14 protein-coding genes are annotated in these 15,320 nt (G+C 63.6%); 9 read left to right on the top strand and 5 right to left on the bottom strand.

Translation table 11 applies throughout. From position 1 onward, the window contains the following. Positions 1 to 29 precede the first annotated feature (29 nt). Positions 30 to 1,550, top strand: coding sequence for a malonate--CoA ligase (locus CN97_RS08630; protein ID WP_035709908.1), 1,521 nt, complete (start codon positions 30 to 32; stop codon positions 1,548 to 1,550). Between the two features lie 282 nt (positions 1,551 to 1,832). On the opposite strand, the gene CN97_RS08625 is transcribed toward CN97_RS08630, so the two are convergent. From CN97_RS08625 to CN97_RS08605, 5 genes are read right to left on the bottom strand one after another with little or no spacing between them, the layout of a single operon-like run. Next, positions 1,833 to 3,518 (bottom strand): amidohydrolase, encoded by a 1,686-nt coding sequence (locus CN97_RS08625; protein WP_035709905.1) that lies wholly within the window; start codon positions 3,516 to 3,518, stop codon positions 1,833 to 1,835. 16 nt (positions 3,519 to 3,534) lie between these two features. After that, the gene (locus CN97_RS08620; protein WP_035709895.1) at positions 3,535 to 4,563 is read right to left on the bottom strand and encodes an extracellular solute-binding protein; all 1,029 of its coding nucleotides are present in this window, start codon (positions 4,561 to 4,563) and stop codon (positions 3,535 to 3,537) included. A gap of 22 nt (positions 4,564 to 4,585) precedes the next feature. Next, positions 4,586 to 5,389, bottom strand: coding sequence for an ABC transporter permease (locus tag CN97_RS08615; protein ID WP_035709892.1), 804 nt, complete (start codon positions 5,387 to 5,389; stop codon positions 4,586 to 4,588). Continuing rightward, a complete protein-coding gene (locus CN97_RS08610) occupies positions 5,382 to 6,290 on the bottom strand; it encodes an ABC transporter permease (RefSeq protein ID WP_035709891.1) in 909 nt (302 codons plus the stop codon). Before CN97_RS08610 ends, CN97_RS08615 begins: the two co-directional genes overlap by 8 nt. Before the next feature lie 3 nt (positions 6,291 to 6,293). Next, the gene (locus CN97_RS08605; RefSeq protein WP_088217491.1) at positions 6,294 to 7,343 is read right to left on the bottom strand and encodes an ABC transporter ATP-binding protein; all 1,050 of its coding nucleotides are present in this window, start codon (positions 7,341 to 7,343) and stop codon (positions 6,294 to 6,296) included. Positions 7,344 to 7,651: 308 nt separating this feature from the next. Between CN97_RS08605 and CN97_RS08600 the strand changes: the two genes are divergently transcribed. The 8 genes from CN97_RS08600 to paaZ all read left to right on the top strand — a co-directional run bounded on the left by CN97_RS08600 (position 7,652) and on the right by paaZ (position 15,282). Next, on the top strand, positions 7,652 to 8,485 hold the full coding sequence (locus tag CN97_RS08600; RefSeq protein ID WP_035709890.1) for a PaaX family transcriptional regulator C-terminal domain-containing protein: 834 nt from the start codon (positions 7,652 to 7,654) through the stop codon (positions 8,483 to 8,485). A gap of 182 nt (positions 8,486 to 8,667) precedes the next feature. Beyond that, on the top strand, positions 8,668 to 9,660 hold the full coding sequence (paaA, locus tag CN97_RS08595) for a 1,2-phenylacetyl-CoA epoxidase subunit PaaA (protein ID WP_035709889.1): 993 nt from the start codon (positions 8,668 to 8,670) through the stop codon (positions 9,658 to 9,660). Between the two features lie 65 nt (positions 9,661 to 9,725). Continuing rightward, a complete protein-coding gene (paaB, locus tag CN97_RS08590) occupies positions 9,726 to 10,010 on the top strand; it encodes a 1,2-phenylacetyl-CoA epoxidase subunit PaaB (protein WP_035709888.1) in 285 nt (94 codons plus the stop codon). Continuing rightward, complete coding sequence (paaC, locus tag CN97_RS08585; RefSeq protein ID WP_035709883.1) at positions 10,010 to 10,798, top strand: 1,2-phenylacetyl-CoA epoxidase subunit PaaC; 789 nt, start codon at positions 10,010 to 10,012, stop codon at positions 10,796 to 10,798. The genes paaB and paaC overlap by 1 nt, the downstream gene beginning before the upstream one ends. A gap of 4 nt (positions 10,799 to 10,802) precedes the next feature. Beyond that, entirely contained in the window at positions 10,803 to 11,327 is a 525-nt protein-coding gene (paaD, locus tag CN97_RS08580) for a 1,2-phenylacetyl-CoA epoxidase subunit PaaD (protein ID WP_035709874.1), read from the top strand. Positions 11,328 to 11,345: 18 nt separating this feature from the next. Continuing rightward, on the top strand, positions 11,346 to 12,422 hold the full coding sequence (paaE, locus tag CN97_RS08575) for a 1,2-phenylacetyl-CoA epoxidase subunit PaaE (RefSeq protein WP_035709873.1): 1,077 nt from the start codon (positions 11,346 to 11,348) through the stop codon (positions 12,420 to 12,422). Between the two features lie 4 nt (positions 12,423 to 12,426). Beyond that, on the top strand, positions 12,427 to 13,161 hold the full coding sequence (locus CN97_RS08570; protein ID WP_407059731.1) for a Phenylacetic acid catabolic protein: 735 nt from the start codon (positions 12,427 to 12,429) through the stop codon (positions 13,159 to 13,161). A gap of 45 nt (positions 13,162 to 13,206) precedes the next feature. After that, positions 13,207 to 15,282, top strand: coding sequence for a phenylacetic acid degradation bifunctional protein PaaZ (gene paaZ / locus CN97_RS08565; RefSeq protein WP_035709870.1), 2,076 nt, complete (start codon positions 13,207 to 13,209; stop codon positions 15,280 to 15,282). Positions 15,283 to 15,320: the final 38 nt, after the last annotated feature.

Below are 15,320 nucleotides of genomic sequence, written 5' to 3'. Positions count from 1 at the left end.
GCGCAGGGTGCAAGGACAGGAAGACACAAATGAGCAATCCGCTTTATGACGCGCTTGTCGCTCCGCTGGCCGACCGGGAGGACTGGGTGCTGACCGACGGCTCCGGTCGGCAGGTTACCGGGGTCGAACTCTCGCAAATGGCGCTCTCGGCCGCAAAGGTGCTAGCCGATCTTGGTGTTGGACCGGGTGAAAGGGTGGCTGTGCAGGTCGATAAAACGCCTGAAGCGCTCGCCCTCTATCTTGGCGCCGTAACGGCGGGTGTCGTCTTCCTTCCGCTGAATACTGCCTATACGGCGGATGAGGTGGATTATTTTGTCGGTAATGCGCGCGCGTCGCTCCTGATCGGAGCGCCAGAAAAGGCGGACGCGCTGCGTGAAGTAGCTGCTCGCCATGGTGCGAAATTCGAGACGCTTGATTCTGCCGGGAAGGGAAGCTTTTCCGAGCGCGCAACGGATGCCTTGTTTGCTCCCGTGCAACGGGGCGAGGAGGATCTGGCCGCAATCCTCTATACTTCGGGCACGACCGGCAGATCCAAGGGCGCGATGCTGACGCAGCGCAATCTTCTATCCAATGCCGAGGTTCTGGTGGCAGCGTGGCGCTTCACGTCCGACGATGTGTTGCTCCACGCGTTGCCGATCTTCCATACGCATGGGCTCTTCGTGGCTACCAATGTGGCGCTTTTGTCTGGCGGCAAGATGATCTTCCTTCCGGGCTTTAAGCTCGATCAGGTCATCGCGCATTTGCCACAGGCGACGACGATGATGGGCGTGCCGACCTTCTATACCCGGCTCCTGGACGATCCCCGCTTCACGAAGGGGCTGGTCGGCCACATGAGGCTGTTCACCTCCGGCTCGGCTCCGCTGCTTGCCGAGACGCATCGCGCGTTTGAGGACCGGACGGGTCACCGGATCCTTGAGCGCTACGGCATGACGGAAACCAACATGACCACCTCCAATCCTTACGAAGGGGAGCGACGGGCGGGAACGGTGGGGCCTGCGCTTCCCGGCGTGGACGTAAAGATCACCTATCCGGAAACCGGCGCGACCCTCCTCGCCGGTGAGCCGGGGATGATCGAAGTCAGGGGACCGAACGTGTTCAAAGGCTATTGGGAGATGCCGGAAAAGACGCGGGAGGAGTTGCGCGAGGATGGGTTCTTCATCACCGGCGACATCGGCGTTATCGACGAAGAAGGCTATGTCACCATCGTGGGGCGGCAGAAGGATCTGATCATTACCGGCGGATACAACGTCTATCCGAAAGAGATCGAATTGATCCTGGACGAACAGCCGGGAGTGCTGGAAAGCGCCGTCATCGGTGTGCCGCATCCCGACTTTGGCGAGGCCGTCATTGCGGTGCTGGTGCCCTCGGCGGGCGAAGACCCGGATGTCGCCGCGATCACGGCGGCAATGGGCCAAAGTCTTGCCCGCTTCAAGCAGCCCAAGCACATAGCCCTTCTGACAGAGCTTCCGAGGAATACCATGGGCAAGGTGCAGAAGAACCTGCTGCGGGACCAGTTCAAGACACTGTTTGCCACGGCAACAATTGCCTGAGACGGTTTGCGGGCGACGACGGGGGCGCCCCGCAGGTCATGCCATCTTGCCGCACTGCAAGATGGCAAGCCCGTACCGGACGGCAGCGAACAGGAGCCGCGCCGCGGAAACCGGAGCCGGCGCAAGGTTGTCCACCACAGCGACCGAAATCGGTATAATCGGTGAAGACGCCATTCACCCCTCAGTCCATCGGGCTGATCATCGTGAGGCCACCTTGTATGGAGGCGTTCAGGGAGTTCTGCATCGCCAAGCCAATGCCCTTTCCAATGCGCAGGCGAACAATCACGCCCTGTAGACGATCCTGCCCCCCGCGATCGTAAGCCGGATACCCGCGCTGGGATATGTCTCCGGCGCCAGCGCTTCGATATCGCTGTCCAGCAAAACCATATCAGCGGCAAGGCCGGGCGAGAGCCGTCCCGTCAGGTGATCGAGATGCGCCGCCGAGGCGCCGCCTGCCGTGTAGGCGTGGAGGGCATCCATCAGCGGCACACGTTCATCGACCCCGCCGGGATAGGGTGACCGCAACCCCTGGGCGCAAAGACTGCGAAGCACATCGACATCGGCGACCGGCCAATCGGAGCCGAAGGCCAAAGGCGTGCCTGTCTCTGCCAATGTACGGCAGAGGTAGGCGTTCTGCCAAAGCGCCGCGGGCAGCACCGCCTCCATCGTGGTCAGCGGAAAATCCATCGCCCCCGGAGGATGGGATGGCTGGAGGCTCGCGGTGATCCCGTTGGCGGCAAGCCGCGGCACATCGGCAGGATCGATCAGTTCGATATGCTCGATGCGATGGCGGCTGTCGCGGCCACCGTTCGCCCGCCGGGCGGCTTCATACCCGTCGATCGTGCGCCGAACGGCAGCGTCACCGATGGCATGAACCGCGATCTGAAGTCCCCTGCGGTCGATATCCGTGCAGATTTCCGCAAAGCGCTCCGCGCTGAAGAGCGACTCCCCCCGCTCGCCGGGATGATCGGGGTAATCCTGAAGCAGGGAGGCGGTCCGGCTTTCCAGAACGCCATCCATGAACAGCTTGACGAACCCCGAGCGGACCCACTCGCCGCGGAAATCGGCAGCCATGGCGCTGGCGCGGTCGAGCGCGGAGAGGGCCATGTGCGGCTTGAAGTGGAAAGGCACCACGACGCGCGCGGTAAGACGCCCCTCCCCCTCCATCTCGCGGAGCAGGGCAAGGGTGTAGCGGTTGCCGTCCATGTTCACCATTGTGGTGATCCCATGGCGCGCACAGTGGGCAAGGCCGGCTGCAATGATCCGCTTGTCCTCGGCCCGCCGCGCGGCATCTGGCCACGGCTCCGGTTCCTCCCCCGTGGCTATGCCGAGTTGCAGATGCCCCGTGCCGTCCAGATCGAGCACCCGGCCGAAAGCCTCGAACTCCCGCAACTCTCCCGTCGCCATACCGTCCGGCCCCATGACGATCACATGCCCGGGGGGTGTCTCGGCACCGTGAAGCAGGCCCGCGGCCTCCAGAGCGGCGGTGTTCGCCCAGACGGTATGATGATCGGCGGCCATCATCGCCACAGGCCGGTCCGCGATCACCCTGTCCAGATCGTGCCGGCTGACAGGGTGATCGAGAATGTCGTAGGTCGCGCTGTGCGCCATGAGCAGCGGCGCATCGGGATGTTTTCCGGCATAACGCTGAAAGGCGGCGGAGAGCGCCTCGTGCCCGCGCACCCCGCCAAGCTGGAGCCTGTCAAGTTCCAACCCGCCGAGCACAAGGTGGAGGTGACTCTCCACGAATCCCGGCAGCAGCGTCCGCCCCCCTGCGTCGATGACCTCCGTTTCGGGAGCCCGCAGTTGCGCCACCTCCGCACTGCGCCCGACCGCGACGATCCGACCCTGCGCAATGGCGACGGCCTCTGCACGGGGTCGGGCCGCCTCCATCGTCAGGACGCGTGCATTGGTGATGATGAGGTCCGCAGCGGCGCAAGGCGTCGCTGGGCTTGAAGAGCTGCTCATATGCGCGTCCGGGCGGTTACTTCTGCAACTCCGTCCAGATCGCCGTCTGATAGTCCAGCGCCTTGCCGGTACAGCCCGGCAGGAAGCGTCCGGCAGCGCGGGCGGCTTCGGGCACCACGACTTCGGGTGCCGTCTTCATGTCTTCCGGCATGAAGGCCTCCGATCCGGCGATGCCGTTGGCATAGCGTGCAAAGGCGGAGATCATCGCCGCATTCTCCGGCAGCATGATGAAGTCGATGAACTTGTAGGCCTCATCGACATTCTTCGCATCCGACAGCAGTGCCACGGAATCCATGAACAACGGGTAGCCTTCCTTTGGATAGCCGTACTGGACCTTGCCTTCCGTATTGATCCGCGCGCGCATGGTGGAGCCATTCCAGTTCACTGAGGCGGCCCAGTCGCCGTTCGAGAGCCGCTCCGTCGCGCCATAATCCATGGAGATCCATTTCGGCTTGGCAGCGAGGACGGTGTCGCGCACCTTCTTCATGATCGCCGGATCCTCCGAGCAGGGTTCGCCGCCTGCGTACATCGTCGCCAAGGCCAGAACGTCGCTCATCTCCGGCACGACGTTCACCTTGCCGACCAGTTCCGCCGGAGGGTCGAGGAAGATCGCGGAAGTGTTGATGTCGCCCGAATAGACACTGGTATTCACCGCAACCCCCGTAGAACCCCACTGCCACGGAATGGTGAACTTGCGCCCCGGATCCCAGTCGACATCCCTCCATTCGGCCGCGATATTGCCGATATTCGCCAGCCGTGAGTGATCAAGTTCCTGGATCAACCCGCGATCCACCCAGAAGCGGACGTAGTTGGCGGAAGGCACCACCAGATCGAAGCCGGAGCCGCCGGCCCCAACCTTGGCAATCGCCACATCGTTGGAATCGTAATCGGTGACCGTCACCTTGATGCCGGTCTCATCCTCGAATTTCTTGAGCAATTCCGGGCTGGTGTAGTTGCCCCAGTTGTAGAGCTGCAGCTGACCCGCCGCGTAACCTGTTGTCGAGAGCGCGCAGAGCAAGGCCGCAGAGGCGAGCAAGGTTTTCATGGTGATCTCCCGTCGATGTCGATTATTTTTTCTTGGGTGTAAGCAGAAAGAAGGCCGTCAGCAGCACAATGGTAAGGGCGAGCAGCAGGGTCGATATGGCGTTCACCTCCGGTGTAAAGGCGCGGCGCATCTGGCCAAGCATGTAGGTTGGCAGTGTATCCTGACCGCCCGATTTCACGAACTCGGTAATGACGACGTCATCGAGCGAAATGACGAAGGCCAGCATGGCGCCAGCGAGAATGCCCGGGGCGAGGTTCGGCAATGTCACCCAGCGGAATGTCTGCCACGGCGTCGCATAGAGATCGGCCGCCGCTGTCTCCAGCGACAGGTCCATCCCTTCGAGACGCGCGCGTATCGGCAGGTAGGCAAAGGGGATGCAGAAGGCCGTATGGGCGGCGATCAGCCAGCCCAGCCCCTGGTAGCCCGTCCAGAACTTCAGGATGCCGAAGAAGATCATCAGCGCCACTGCCGTGACAATCTCCGGAACCATGAGGGGCTGATTGATCGTCATGTAGATCAGTGTCTCCCCCCGGAAGGCGCGGCGTCGGGTTGTCCCGAGGGCGGCCATCGTGGCGAGAAGGGTGGAAAAGACGGCGGCGAAGCTCGCGATGATAAGCGACCGCAGCGCCGCCGCCTTCACTGCCTCGTTCCCCCATGCATGGCTATACCACGAAAGCGAGAACCCGCCCCACAGCGCCACCGATTGCGAGGCGTTGAAGGAATAGATCACCAGGGTAACGATGGGCAGGTAAAGCAGCAGGAAGGCCGCCACGGCCACGGTCGCAAAGCCAGGCAGCCGTGTAGCGTCGAAATGGCTGTCAGCCATGCGGACCCCTTCCCTGCCCTGTCGCGCGGATATAGGCCATGAGCGCCAGCGCCACGATAAGAAGCAGCGTCATCGACAGCGCCGCCCCCAGCGGCCAGTTCCTTCCCTGAAGAAACTGAAGTTCTATGAAGTTGCCGATCATCATGTTGCGTCCGCCCCCCAGAACCCTCGGCGTGACATAGGCCCCGAGCGATGGCACGAAGACCAGAATGGACCCGGCGATGATGCCTGGCCGGACGATGGGCAGGACGATGCTTCTCAGGGCGCGCCAGCGACTGGCATAGAGGTCGTAGCCCGCCTCCATGAGCCGCATGTCGAACCGGTCTATCGCGGCATAAAGGGGCAGGACCATCAGCGGAAGATAGACATAGGCCATCCCGATCAGCACGGCGAGGTCGGTATAGATGATCTGCAGGGGCGCCTCGATCAGGCCGAGCCGGAGCAGCACGGTGTTCAGTACCCCTTCGTTGCGGATGATCTCGTTGATGGCGAAGGTGCGGATCAGGATGTTTGTCCAGAAGGGTATGGTGATGAGAAACAGCCACAGCGCGCGGGCCTGCGGTGGCCGGGTCGCGATGAACCATGCCGTGGGAAAACCGAGGACGAAGGTGATGAACGTCGTCATCAGGGACAGCCATACCGAACGCCAAAGGATCGCCAGATGCGCATCCGCCAGCCGGTAGGCCTCGTCGAAGATATCATAGGTGAAAAGCACCGATACCCAACCATCCGTCGAGAAGGCCCAGGTGACCGTCCCCGCATCGTTCCGCGTAAGGAAGGAATAGACCAGCAGGATGAACAACGGCCCCACCGCCGCGAAGAGCAGCACGACGAGGGCCGGCATGGAGAGCAGCCATCCGTTCCGCGCGGAGCGCCGCTCCATCTCCCTCTCCCCCGTCATTCGTCAATCCTCCAGCACATGGGCCGCACCCGGCGCGAACCGGAGACCGACGCGCTGACCCTCCGAGAGCGAGGCCACGCCATCGACCGCCGATTGGGCGCGTGCGATGAGCGGTGTGCCGTCTGCGAGAGCGAGGTGGTAATGCGTATCGGTGCCGAAATAGATCGCGTTCTTGACCTCTGCTGGGATCGCGCCCTGCTCCTCCGCTGCGACGAGCCGGATATGCTCCGGGCGGATGGTGAGCGTGACCTCCCCTTGAGCAGCCTCTCCGACAGGGAGCACAAAGCCGCCCGGCAGCCGGACGCCCTCGCCCGTGGCCATTCCGCGCAGAAGGTTGGTCTCTCCGATGAAGGCGGCGACGAAGCGGTTTGCGGGGCGGGTATAGACCTCTCGCGGGGTGCCGATCTGCTGCAGCCGCCCGGCGCTCATCACCCCGATACGGTCGGACATGGTCAACGCCTCCTCCTGATCATGCGTGACGAAAACGAAGGTGATCCCGGTTTCTGCCTGGAGGCGTTTCAGCTCGACCTGCATCTCCTTTCGCAGCTGCAGATCCAGCGCCGAAAGCGGTTCGTCCAGCAAAAGCACCTTGGGCTCGGGAGCAAGCGCGCGGGCCAGTGCAACCCTCTGCTGCTGCCCGCCCGAGAGCTGGCTCGTCCGCCGTCCGGCGAGCGGTTCAAGCCGGACAAGCGACAGCATCCGCTCCGTCCGCTGCTGCTGCTCCGCCCGCGACCGACCCAGCATCTTCAGCCCGAAGGCGATGTTCTCCGCCACCGTGAGATGGGGGAAAAGCGCATAGCTCTGAAAGACGGTGTTCACCGGCCTGCGGTTCGGCGGCAGATGGCTGATCGCCGCGCCGTCGAGGAAGATTTCGCCCTCCGTCGGCATCTCGAACCCTGCAATCATGCGCAGAAGAGTGGTTTTGCCGCAGCCGGACGGGCCAAGCAATGTGAAGAACTCTCCCCGCGCGATTTCCAGGGATACATCGTCCAGCGCACGGACACTCGTCTCGCCCCGCCCGAATGCCTTGCTGACCCGCCGGATGGCGATCATGCTCGTTTCCGTCACACGTCCCTGCCTTTCGCATCCGGCCATTGTTTCGGCGCATATTCTGATCTTCCGGTCCGGGCCTGTTGGCTGGCAAGCCCCCATGGCCCGCAGAAGCGGAGTCGCCCCGCCTCTGATGCAAGGTTGCACATTTTTGCATCGCCCGGATCGGAAATCCCGCTTCACCCACCGTGCCTTTGGGTGAATCTCGCGGGAACCCTCGCCTTGCGACACTCACAAGGCAGCCAAACCCGCTCTTGCGGAGAATTTGCTCTCTCCGCTAGGGGTTGAAGACGGAGCGGAGGGTGAGGGCCATGAAGGGCGACGAGGCGATAGCACGCTTGCTGGCGGGGGTGGAGCTTCGCTCTGCTCCCTTCATCGTCACGATTTACGGCGATGTGGTGGTGCCGCGCGGCGGCGTACTCTGGACGGGTACGCTGATAGATATCTGCGCGCGCGTCGGCATCAACGAATCCCTCGTGCGGACAGCAGTTTCCCGTCTGGTGGCGGCCCGGCAGCTTGCGGGTGAGAGAGCCGGTCGGCGGAGCTATTATCGTCTGGACGCATCGGCTCAGACCGAGTTCGGCCATGCTGCGCGGCTGCTCTATTCGACCGAAGAGCCTCCACGCGGGTGGCAGATTCTGCATGCCCCCGATCTCACCGAGGCAGAGGCGAAGCGGCTCCGGCTGGGTCATATGGGCGGGTCGGTCTATCTCCGGCCCGACCGGGATCAGCCGCCGCCGCCTGGCGCGGTAATGCTCCGTGCGGCTCCGGTTGATCACCCGAAGGAGCTTGCCGCCTTCTGGGATCTTTCGGCGCTGCAGGAGCAGTATGTCGATATCGGGCGCAGGTTCGAGGGTCTCCTGGAGGATGTTCTGCAGGGCGCGCTCTCCGATGAGGCGTCCTTGGTGGCGAGACTGCTGCTCGTGCATCTCTACCGCAACGTCCTGCTCCGCGATCCTCGCCTTCCAGCCGCAGCGCTGCCCGCCGACTGGCGGGGAACGGCGGTGCGGGAGGTGTTCCGACGCAATTATCTGGCGCTTTCGGAGGCGGCAGAACGGCATATCGCCGCGAGCTTCGAAGGTCTTGACGGTCCGCTTCCCGCCCACACCTGCGAAAGCGACATGCGCCTCGCCGGATTGAGATAAAAATTCATTATTTTCACTGACTTGAAAAAGCGTCGCACGATACATCACACAATTATTGATTTTTCGTCTTCTTATGTGATGTGTTGTAGTGTATGAAGATCGGAGACGGGCGAAGGGGAGATTCGATTTCGTCTGTCTGCGGTCCCACCGATCGCGGGGCCTACTTTGGAGGAGGGAAAGCCATGTATGCACAGCTCGTGAAATCCGAAGGCTCCAAGCATCGCGATGAGATGACGCCGCAGGAGCTTGCCTTCCAGGACCGCATCGATCGCGGCGAAAAGATCGAACCGAAAGAATGGATGCCGGAAGGGTATCGCAAGACCCTGATCCGTCAGATCGGCCAGCACGCGCATTCGGAGATCGTGGGCCAGCTGCCGGAGGGCAATTGGATCACCCGCGCACCCACGCTGCAGCGCAAGGCCATCCTGCTCGCCAAGGTGCAGGACGAGGCGGGCCATGGTCTTTATCTCTACTCCGCCGCCGAGACCCTTGGCGTGAGCCGGGACGAGCTGCTGGAGAAGCTCCACAGCGGCAACATGAAATATTCCTCCATCTTCAACTATCCGACGCTGACCTGGGCCGACATGGGCGCAGTCGGCTGGCTGGTCGATGGGGCAGCGATCATGAACCAGGTGCCGCTGCAACGCACAAGCTACGGTCCCTACAGCCGCGCGATGATCCGCATCTGCAAGGAGGAGAGCTTCCACCAGCGGCAGGGCTACGACATCATGATGAAGATGGCGAACGGCACACCCGAGCAGAAGGCGATGGCACAGGATGCCCTCGACCGCTTCTGGTATCCTTCCCTGATGATGTTCGGCCCGTCCGACAAGGACAGCGTGCATTCCGCGCAATCCATGGCGTGGAAAATCAAGATGAATACGAATGACGAGCTTCGTCAGAAATTCGTCGATCAGACTGTTCCGCAGGCGGAGTATCTGGGCCTGACCGTTCCCGATCCCGATCTGAAATGGAACGAGGAGAAAGGCGGGTACGATTTCTCCGAGCCCGACTGGTCGGAGTTCTTCGCCGTCATTCAGGGGAACGGCCCCTGCAACGCGGAACGCCTCGGGGCACGCGTGAAGGCATGGGAGGACGGCGCCTGGTTCCGGGACGGGCTGATGGCCCATGCGGAGAAGGCTTCGGCGCGGCGCTCCGCCATCGCAGCCGAATAATCTGCCTGTCCAACGAGAACAGCCCGTCCAGCCAGAACATCCAAGCCTCCGGGGAGGAGCAAGACATGTCCAGCGAATGGCCCCTTTGGGAAATCTTCATCCGCGGTCAGCACGGCCTCAATCATCGTCACGTCGGCAGCCTGCACGCGCCCGATGCCGAGATGGCCATCCGTAACGCACGCGACGTCTATACCCGCCGCAACGAAGGCGTTTCCATCTGGGTCGTGCGCTCGAACGAGATCACCGCCTCGTCTCCGTCTGACAAGGGTCCGCTCTTCGAACCCTCGAACAGCAAAGTCTATCGTCACCCGACCTTCTTCGACATTCCTGAAGAAATCGGGCATATGTGATGGCTGCCGCGATTGAAACGGTGAGCAGGGCCGCCCTTGGCGAATGGCTTCTGCGGCTCGGCGACAATGCACTGATCCTCGGACACAGGGTTTCCGAATGGTGCGGCCATGCGCCGGCGCTGGAGGAAGATATCGCCCTCGCGAACCAGGCGCTCGATCTCATCGGTCAATGTCAGCTCTGGCTGGAATATGCCGGGGAGGTCGAGGGGCAGAGCCGCAGCGCCGATGATCTGGCCTATCTGCGCGATGCCGGTGCCTTCCGCAATCTGCTGCTGGTCGAACGCCCGAACGGGGACTTCGGCCAGACCCTGATGCGGCAGTTCCTGTTCGACGCCTTCCATCTCGAGCTGTTGAGCGGTTTGAAAGGCTCGACCGACACGCGTGTGGCGGAAATCGCGGCCAAGGCGGAGAAGGAGGTGGCCTATCATCTCGAACGCTCCGCCGATCTCGTGATCCGTCTGGGGGATGGCAGCCCGGAAAGCCATGACCGGATGCAAAAGGCGCTGGACCTTCTCTATCCCTACACGGGCGAGATGTTCGCAGATGACGATATCGACCGGGACGTTAACGCGGCGGGCATCGCCCCCCTGCCCTCGAGCCTGAAGGACGGGTGGGACCGCACGGTCCGGGAGGTGCTTGCCGAGGCCACACTGAGCCTGCCCGCCGATGTCTGGCAGCATGGTGTGAAGGGTCGCGGTGGCAAGGCTGGTCTGCACAGCGAGCATCTGGGCTACATTCTCGCCGAGATGCAGTTCCTGCAACGCGCCTATCCCGGCGCGCGCTGGTAATGCGATGGACGGTGCTGCGCATCCCGATCTAGCCGAGGTCTGGCACTGGCTTTCCGAAGTGCCGGACCCGGAAATCCCGGTCATCAGCCTGACCGATCTGGGCATTATCCGCGATGTGGCGTGGGAAGGCGAAACCCTGGTCGTGACCGTCACGCCCACCTATTCCGGCTGTCCCGCCACAGCGATCATCAACCTCGATATCGAGACGGCGCTGCAGAGCCGGGGCATAGAGCAGGTACGACTCAAGCGGCAGTTGTCTCCGCCCTGGACGACAGACTGGCTGACCGAGGAGGGTCGGCAGAAGCTCCGGGATTACGGGATTGCCCCTCCTGTCGATGGCACCGCAGCGGATGGCCGGCTCGCAGGCCGGATCTCCCGGCTTGCAGGCGGCAGCAACATGACGATCGCCTGCCCGCGCTGCGGCTCCGCGCGGACCGAGAAGATCAGCCAATTCGGCTCCACGCCCTGCAAGGCGAGCTATCGCTGTCAGGACTGTCTGGAGCCTTTCGATTACTTCAAGTGCATCTAGGATGCCGAGGACACCCAAATGGCACGCTTCCATCCGTTGACTGTTACCGATGTGCGCCGTGAGACCCGCGACGCCGTTGTCGTCACCCTTCGCCCGCGGGAGGAGGACAGGGCGCTGTTCGATTTCACGCAGGGCCAGTACCTCACCTTCCGGCATGATTTCGATGGCGAAGAACTGCGCCGCAGCTACTCGATCTGCGCGGGACGGGACGAAGGTTGCCTCAAGGTCGGCATCAAGCGCGTGGATGGCGGCGCCTTCTCCACCTGGGCCAACGAGATGCTGGGGGTCGGCGATCAGATCGAGGCGATGCCGCCCATGGGCCGGTTCTTCACCGAGCTGAACCCACAGGCCTCCCGGCAGTATCTGGGCTTCGCGGGCGGCTCCGGGATCACCCCCTTGCTGTCGATCATCAAGACGGTGCTGGCCCGGGAGCCGGGATCGAAATTCACGCTGGTCTATTCCAACCGCCAGATCAACACGATCATGTTCCGGGAGGAGCTGGAGGATCTGAAGAACCTCTATCTCGGGCGGCTCTCCATCATCCACGTGCTGGAGCAGGAGGGACAGGAGATCGACCTGTTCACCGGTCGGATCGACGCAGAGAAGATGCGCGGCCTGTTTACGCACTGGCTTGATGCCAGCGCGATAGACACTGCCTTCATCTGCGGGCCGGAGCCGGTGATGCTGGCCATTGCGGACAGCCTGCGCGCCCAGGGCCTGCGGGACGATCAGATCAAGTTCGAGCTTTTTGCCAGCGGACAGCCCGGCCGCGCCAAGGCCCGGGCGGTTTCACGCGTGGCCATAAACCCTGGTGCGGGCACGCAGGCGACAGTGACGCTCGACGGTGCGACCCGGACCTTCGAAATGCCACGACAGGGACAGACGATCCTCGATGCGGCCATCGCGGCCCAGATGGACGCGCCCTATGCCTGCAAGGCGGGCGTGTGCTCCACCTGTCGCTGCAAGGTGCTGGAGGGAGAGGTGGAAATGGCGGTGAACCACGCGCTGGAGGATTACGAGGTTCGTGCCGGTTACGTCCTCTCCTGCCAGGCCACGCCGATCAGCGACCGCGTCGTGGTGACCTATGATGAATGAGGCGATGTCTTTGGAGGCGTATCTGGCGCAGGGCGGCGTGCTGACGACGCCAGACAACGTTCCCGCCCGCTACCGGGGAGAGCTTCTGCGTCTGATGTCCGCCTTCGTGGACAGCGAATTGGCAGCCTCCGCCGGTTTTGCGGCGTCGATCAATCACGCGCCCGGCATCAAGGCACGGATCGCGGCCAGCCGCATCACATTGGAGAAGGCGGACCATGCAGAGCGCGTGCTCGCGGTCATGGCGAGCTTCGGCGCCGATGCTGCCCGCTATGAGACGACGCATGACTGGGCCGCGCGTCTGCCACGCGATGCGGATCTGGGTCATGCACGTCAGGAAGGCGACATGCGGCTTTCGGTCTTTCACTACCCGATCACCGGTTGGACTGATGCGGTGGTGATGAATGTGCTGCAGGGCATGGCGACGGGTGTGCAGATGGGCGAGCTGACCCGCCTTTCCTATGCGCCGCTGGCCGAAGTGTTCCGGGCCATCGCCCCGCGCGAGGCGCGGCACCGGGAACTCGGCTCCGAGGCGCTGGCGCGGCTCGTGCTTACCGACCCGGAGGGCGTGCGCTCCGCCGTCGATTACTGGTCGCCCCGGGTCCGCGCGGGTTTCGGAATTGCCGGATCGGACCGCTTCGCGATGCTGCGGAACCTTGGCCTGCGGCATGAGACGAATGAAGACCTGCGCGCCCGCTGGGAGCAGAGCAGCAAGCAACATCTGGCCGATCTCGGCCTGTAATCCTGTGCGGGGCGACCCGCTGTCAGACCAAGTTTGAGGAACCCCATGACCGCAACCGTTCAGCCTCCGCGCCGTCTTGAAAGCTATGTCTGTGGCGGATGGGCGCCGGGGCAGAAGACGGGCGCAACCTTGCTCGACGCCGCCACCGGGGCGGAGGTCGCGACCATCGACTCCACCGGGATCGACTTTGCCGATGTGCTCGACCACGGCCGCAAGGCAGGCGCGGGGCTGCGGGCCATGAGCTTCCATGATCGCGCCCTGATGCTCCGTGCCCTTGGGATGGCGCTGATGGAGCGGAAGGAGGAGTTCTACACCGAAAGCTTCCGCACCGGCGCGACCCGGGCCGACGGATGGGTGGATATAGAGGGCGGCATCGGCACCATGCTGACCTATGCTTCGAAGGCCCGCCGCGAGCTGCCCAATGCCCGCGTGCTTACCGAGGGAGAGGTGGAGGGGCTTTCCCGGGATGGCAGCTTCGTTGCGCAGCATATCCTGACCCCGCTTCAGGGCGTTGCCGTGCATATCAACGCCTACAACTTTCCCGTCTGGGGCATGTTGGAGAAGATCGCGCCCAGCCTCATCGCCGGTATGCCCTGCGTGGTGAAACCGGCAAGCCAGACGGCCTATCTCACCGAGCTTGTCGTACGTCGCATCGTGGAGACGGGTCTTCTGCCGGAGGGCGCGATTCAGCTCATCTGCGGTTCGGTGGGCGACATGCTCGATCACGTGACCGGGCAGGACGTCGTGACCTTCACCGGTTCGGCAGCCACCGGACAGTCGCTCCGCATGAATGCGGCCATCGTGAGGAACTCCACGCGCTTCACCATGGAGGCGGACAGTCTGAATGCCTCGATCCTCGGTCCGGATGCGGTCGCGGGCACGCCTGAGTTCGACCTCTTCGTGAAGGAGGTCGCTCGGGAGATGACCTCCAAGGCGGGGCAGAAATGCACAGCGATCCGGCGTGTCATCGCGCCGCGGAGCCAGGTGGAGGCGCTCATAGACGCGCTGCGGTCGCGGCTCGCCAAGAGCGCGCCCGGCCTGCCGGCGGACGAAGCAACGCGCATGGGGGCCCTCGCCAGCCTCGCCCAACGGGAGGAGGTGCGCGCGCGGATCGCGGAACTTTCAAGGGTGTCGGAGATTGTCGCGGGCGATCCCAACACCGTCACGCTCGCGTCGGGCGACGCGGATGCGGGCGCCTTCCTCAACCCCGTCCTGCTGCATGCGGCCAAGCCCTTCAGCGCGGCGGCGGTGCATGAGGTCGAGGCATTCGGCCCGGTCTCCACCGTCATGCCATACGATGATCTGGGCGAGGCGCTGGCCCTCACCCGCATGGGCAAGGGATCGCTGGTCGCCTCCGTCTTCACCGACGATCCCCGCATCGCGGAAGAAGCCGTTCTGGAGGCCGCCCCGTTCCATGGACGCATCCTGATCGGCAACCGCGCCTCGGCCAAGACCTCCACCGGCCATGGATCGCCGCTCGCGCCGCTGGTGCACGGCGGGCCGGGGCGCGCGGGAGGTGGCGAGGAAATGGGCGGGATGCGGGGCGTCAAGCACTACATGCAGCGCACCGCCGTGCAGGGAACGCCCCGTCTTCTCTCCGCCGTCACCGGGCGCTGGCTGGATGGAGCGGAGGTCCGGAGCGATATCCACCCCTTCCGCAAATCTCTGGAAGACCTCCGGATCGGCGACCAGCTCATCACCGCCGCCCGGCAGGTAACCCAGGAGGATGTGGAGCATTTCGCGGAATTCACCGGCGATACCTTCTATGCCCATATGGATGAGGCCGCGGCGAAGGCGAACCCGTTCTTCGATGGCCGGGTGGCGCATGGCTATCTCATCGCGTCCTTTGCGGCCGGGCTTTTCGTGGAGCCGAACCCCGGGCCTGTGCTCGCCAACTACGGCGTCGACAATCTCCGCTTCCTGACGCCGGTCTATTTCGGCGACACGCTTCAGGTGCGGCTGACATGCAAGGAGATCAATCCCCGCGCCAATGCCGACCATGGTGAGGTTCGCTGGGACTGCCGCGTCACCAACCAGAAGGGTGAGGTCGTCGCCCAATACGACGTGCTGACGATGGTGGCAAAAAGCTGGCCGACGGCAGCCGCACATGCGGCGGAGTGACGAGAGGGGGGTCCGGCGACGGGCCCCTGCTCAACCCC

The organism is Haematobacter massiliensis, from assembly GCF_000740795.1.
GTDB classification, from domain to species: Bacteria; Pseudomonadota; Alphaproteobacteria; order Rhodobacterales; family Rhodobacteraceae; genus Haematobacter; species Haematobacter massiliensis.
The sequence above is the reverse complement of the archived record's forward strand: the minus strand, read 5'-3'. Positions and strand labels throughout refer to the sequence as shown.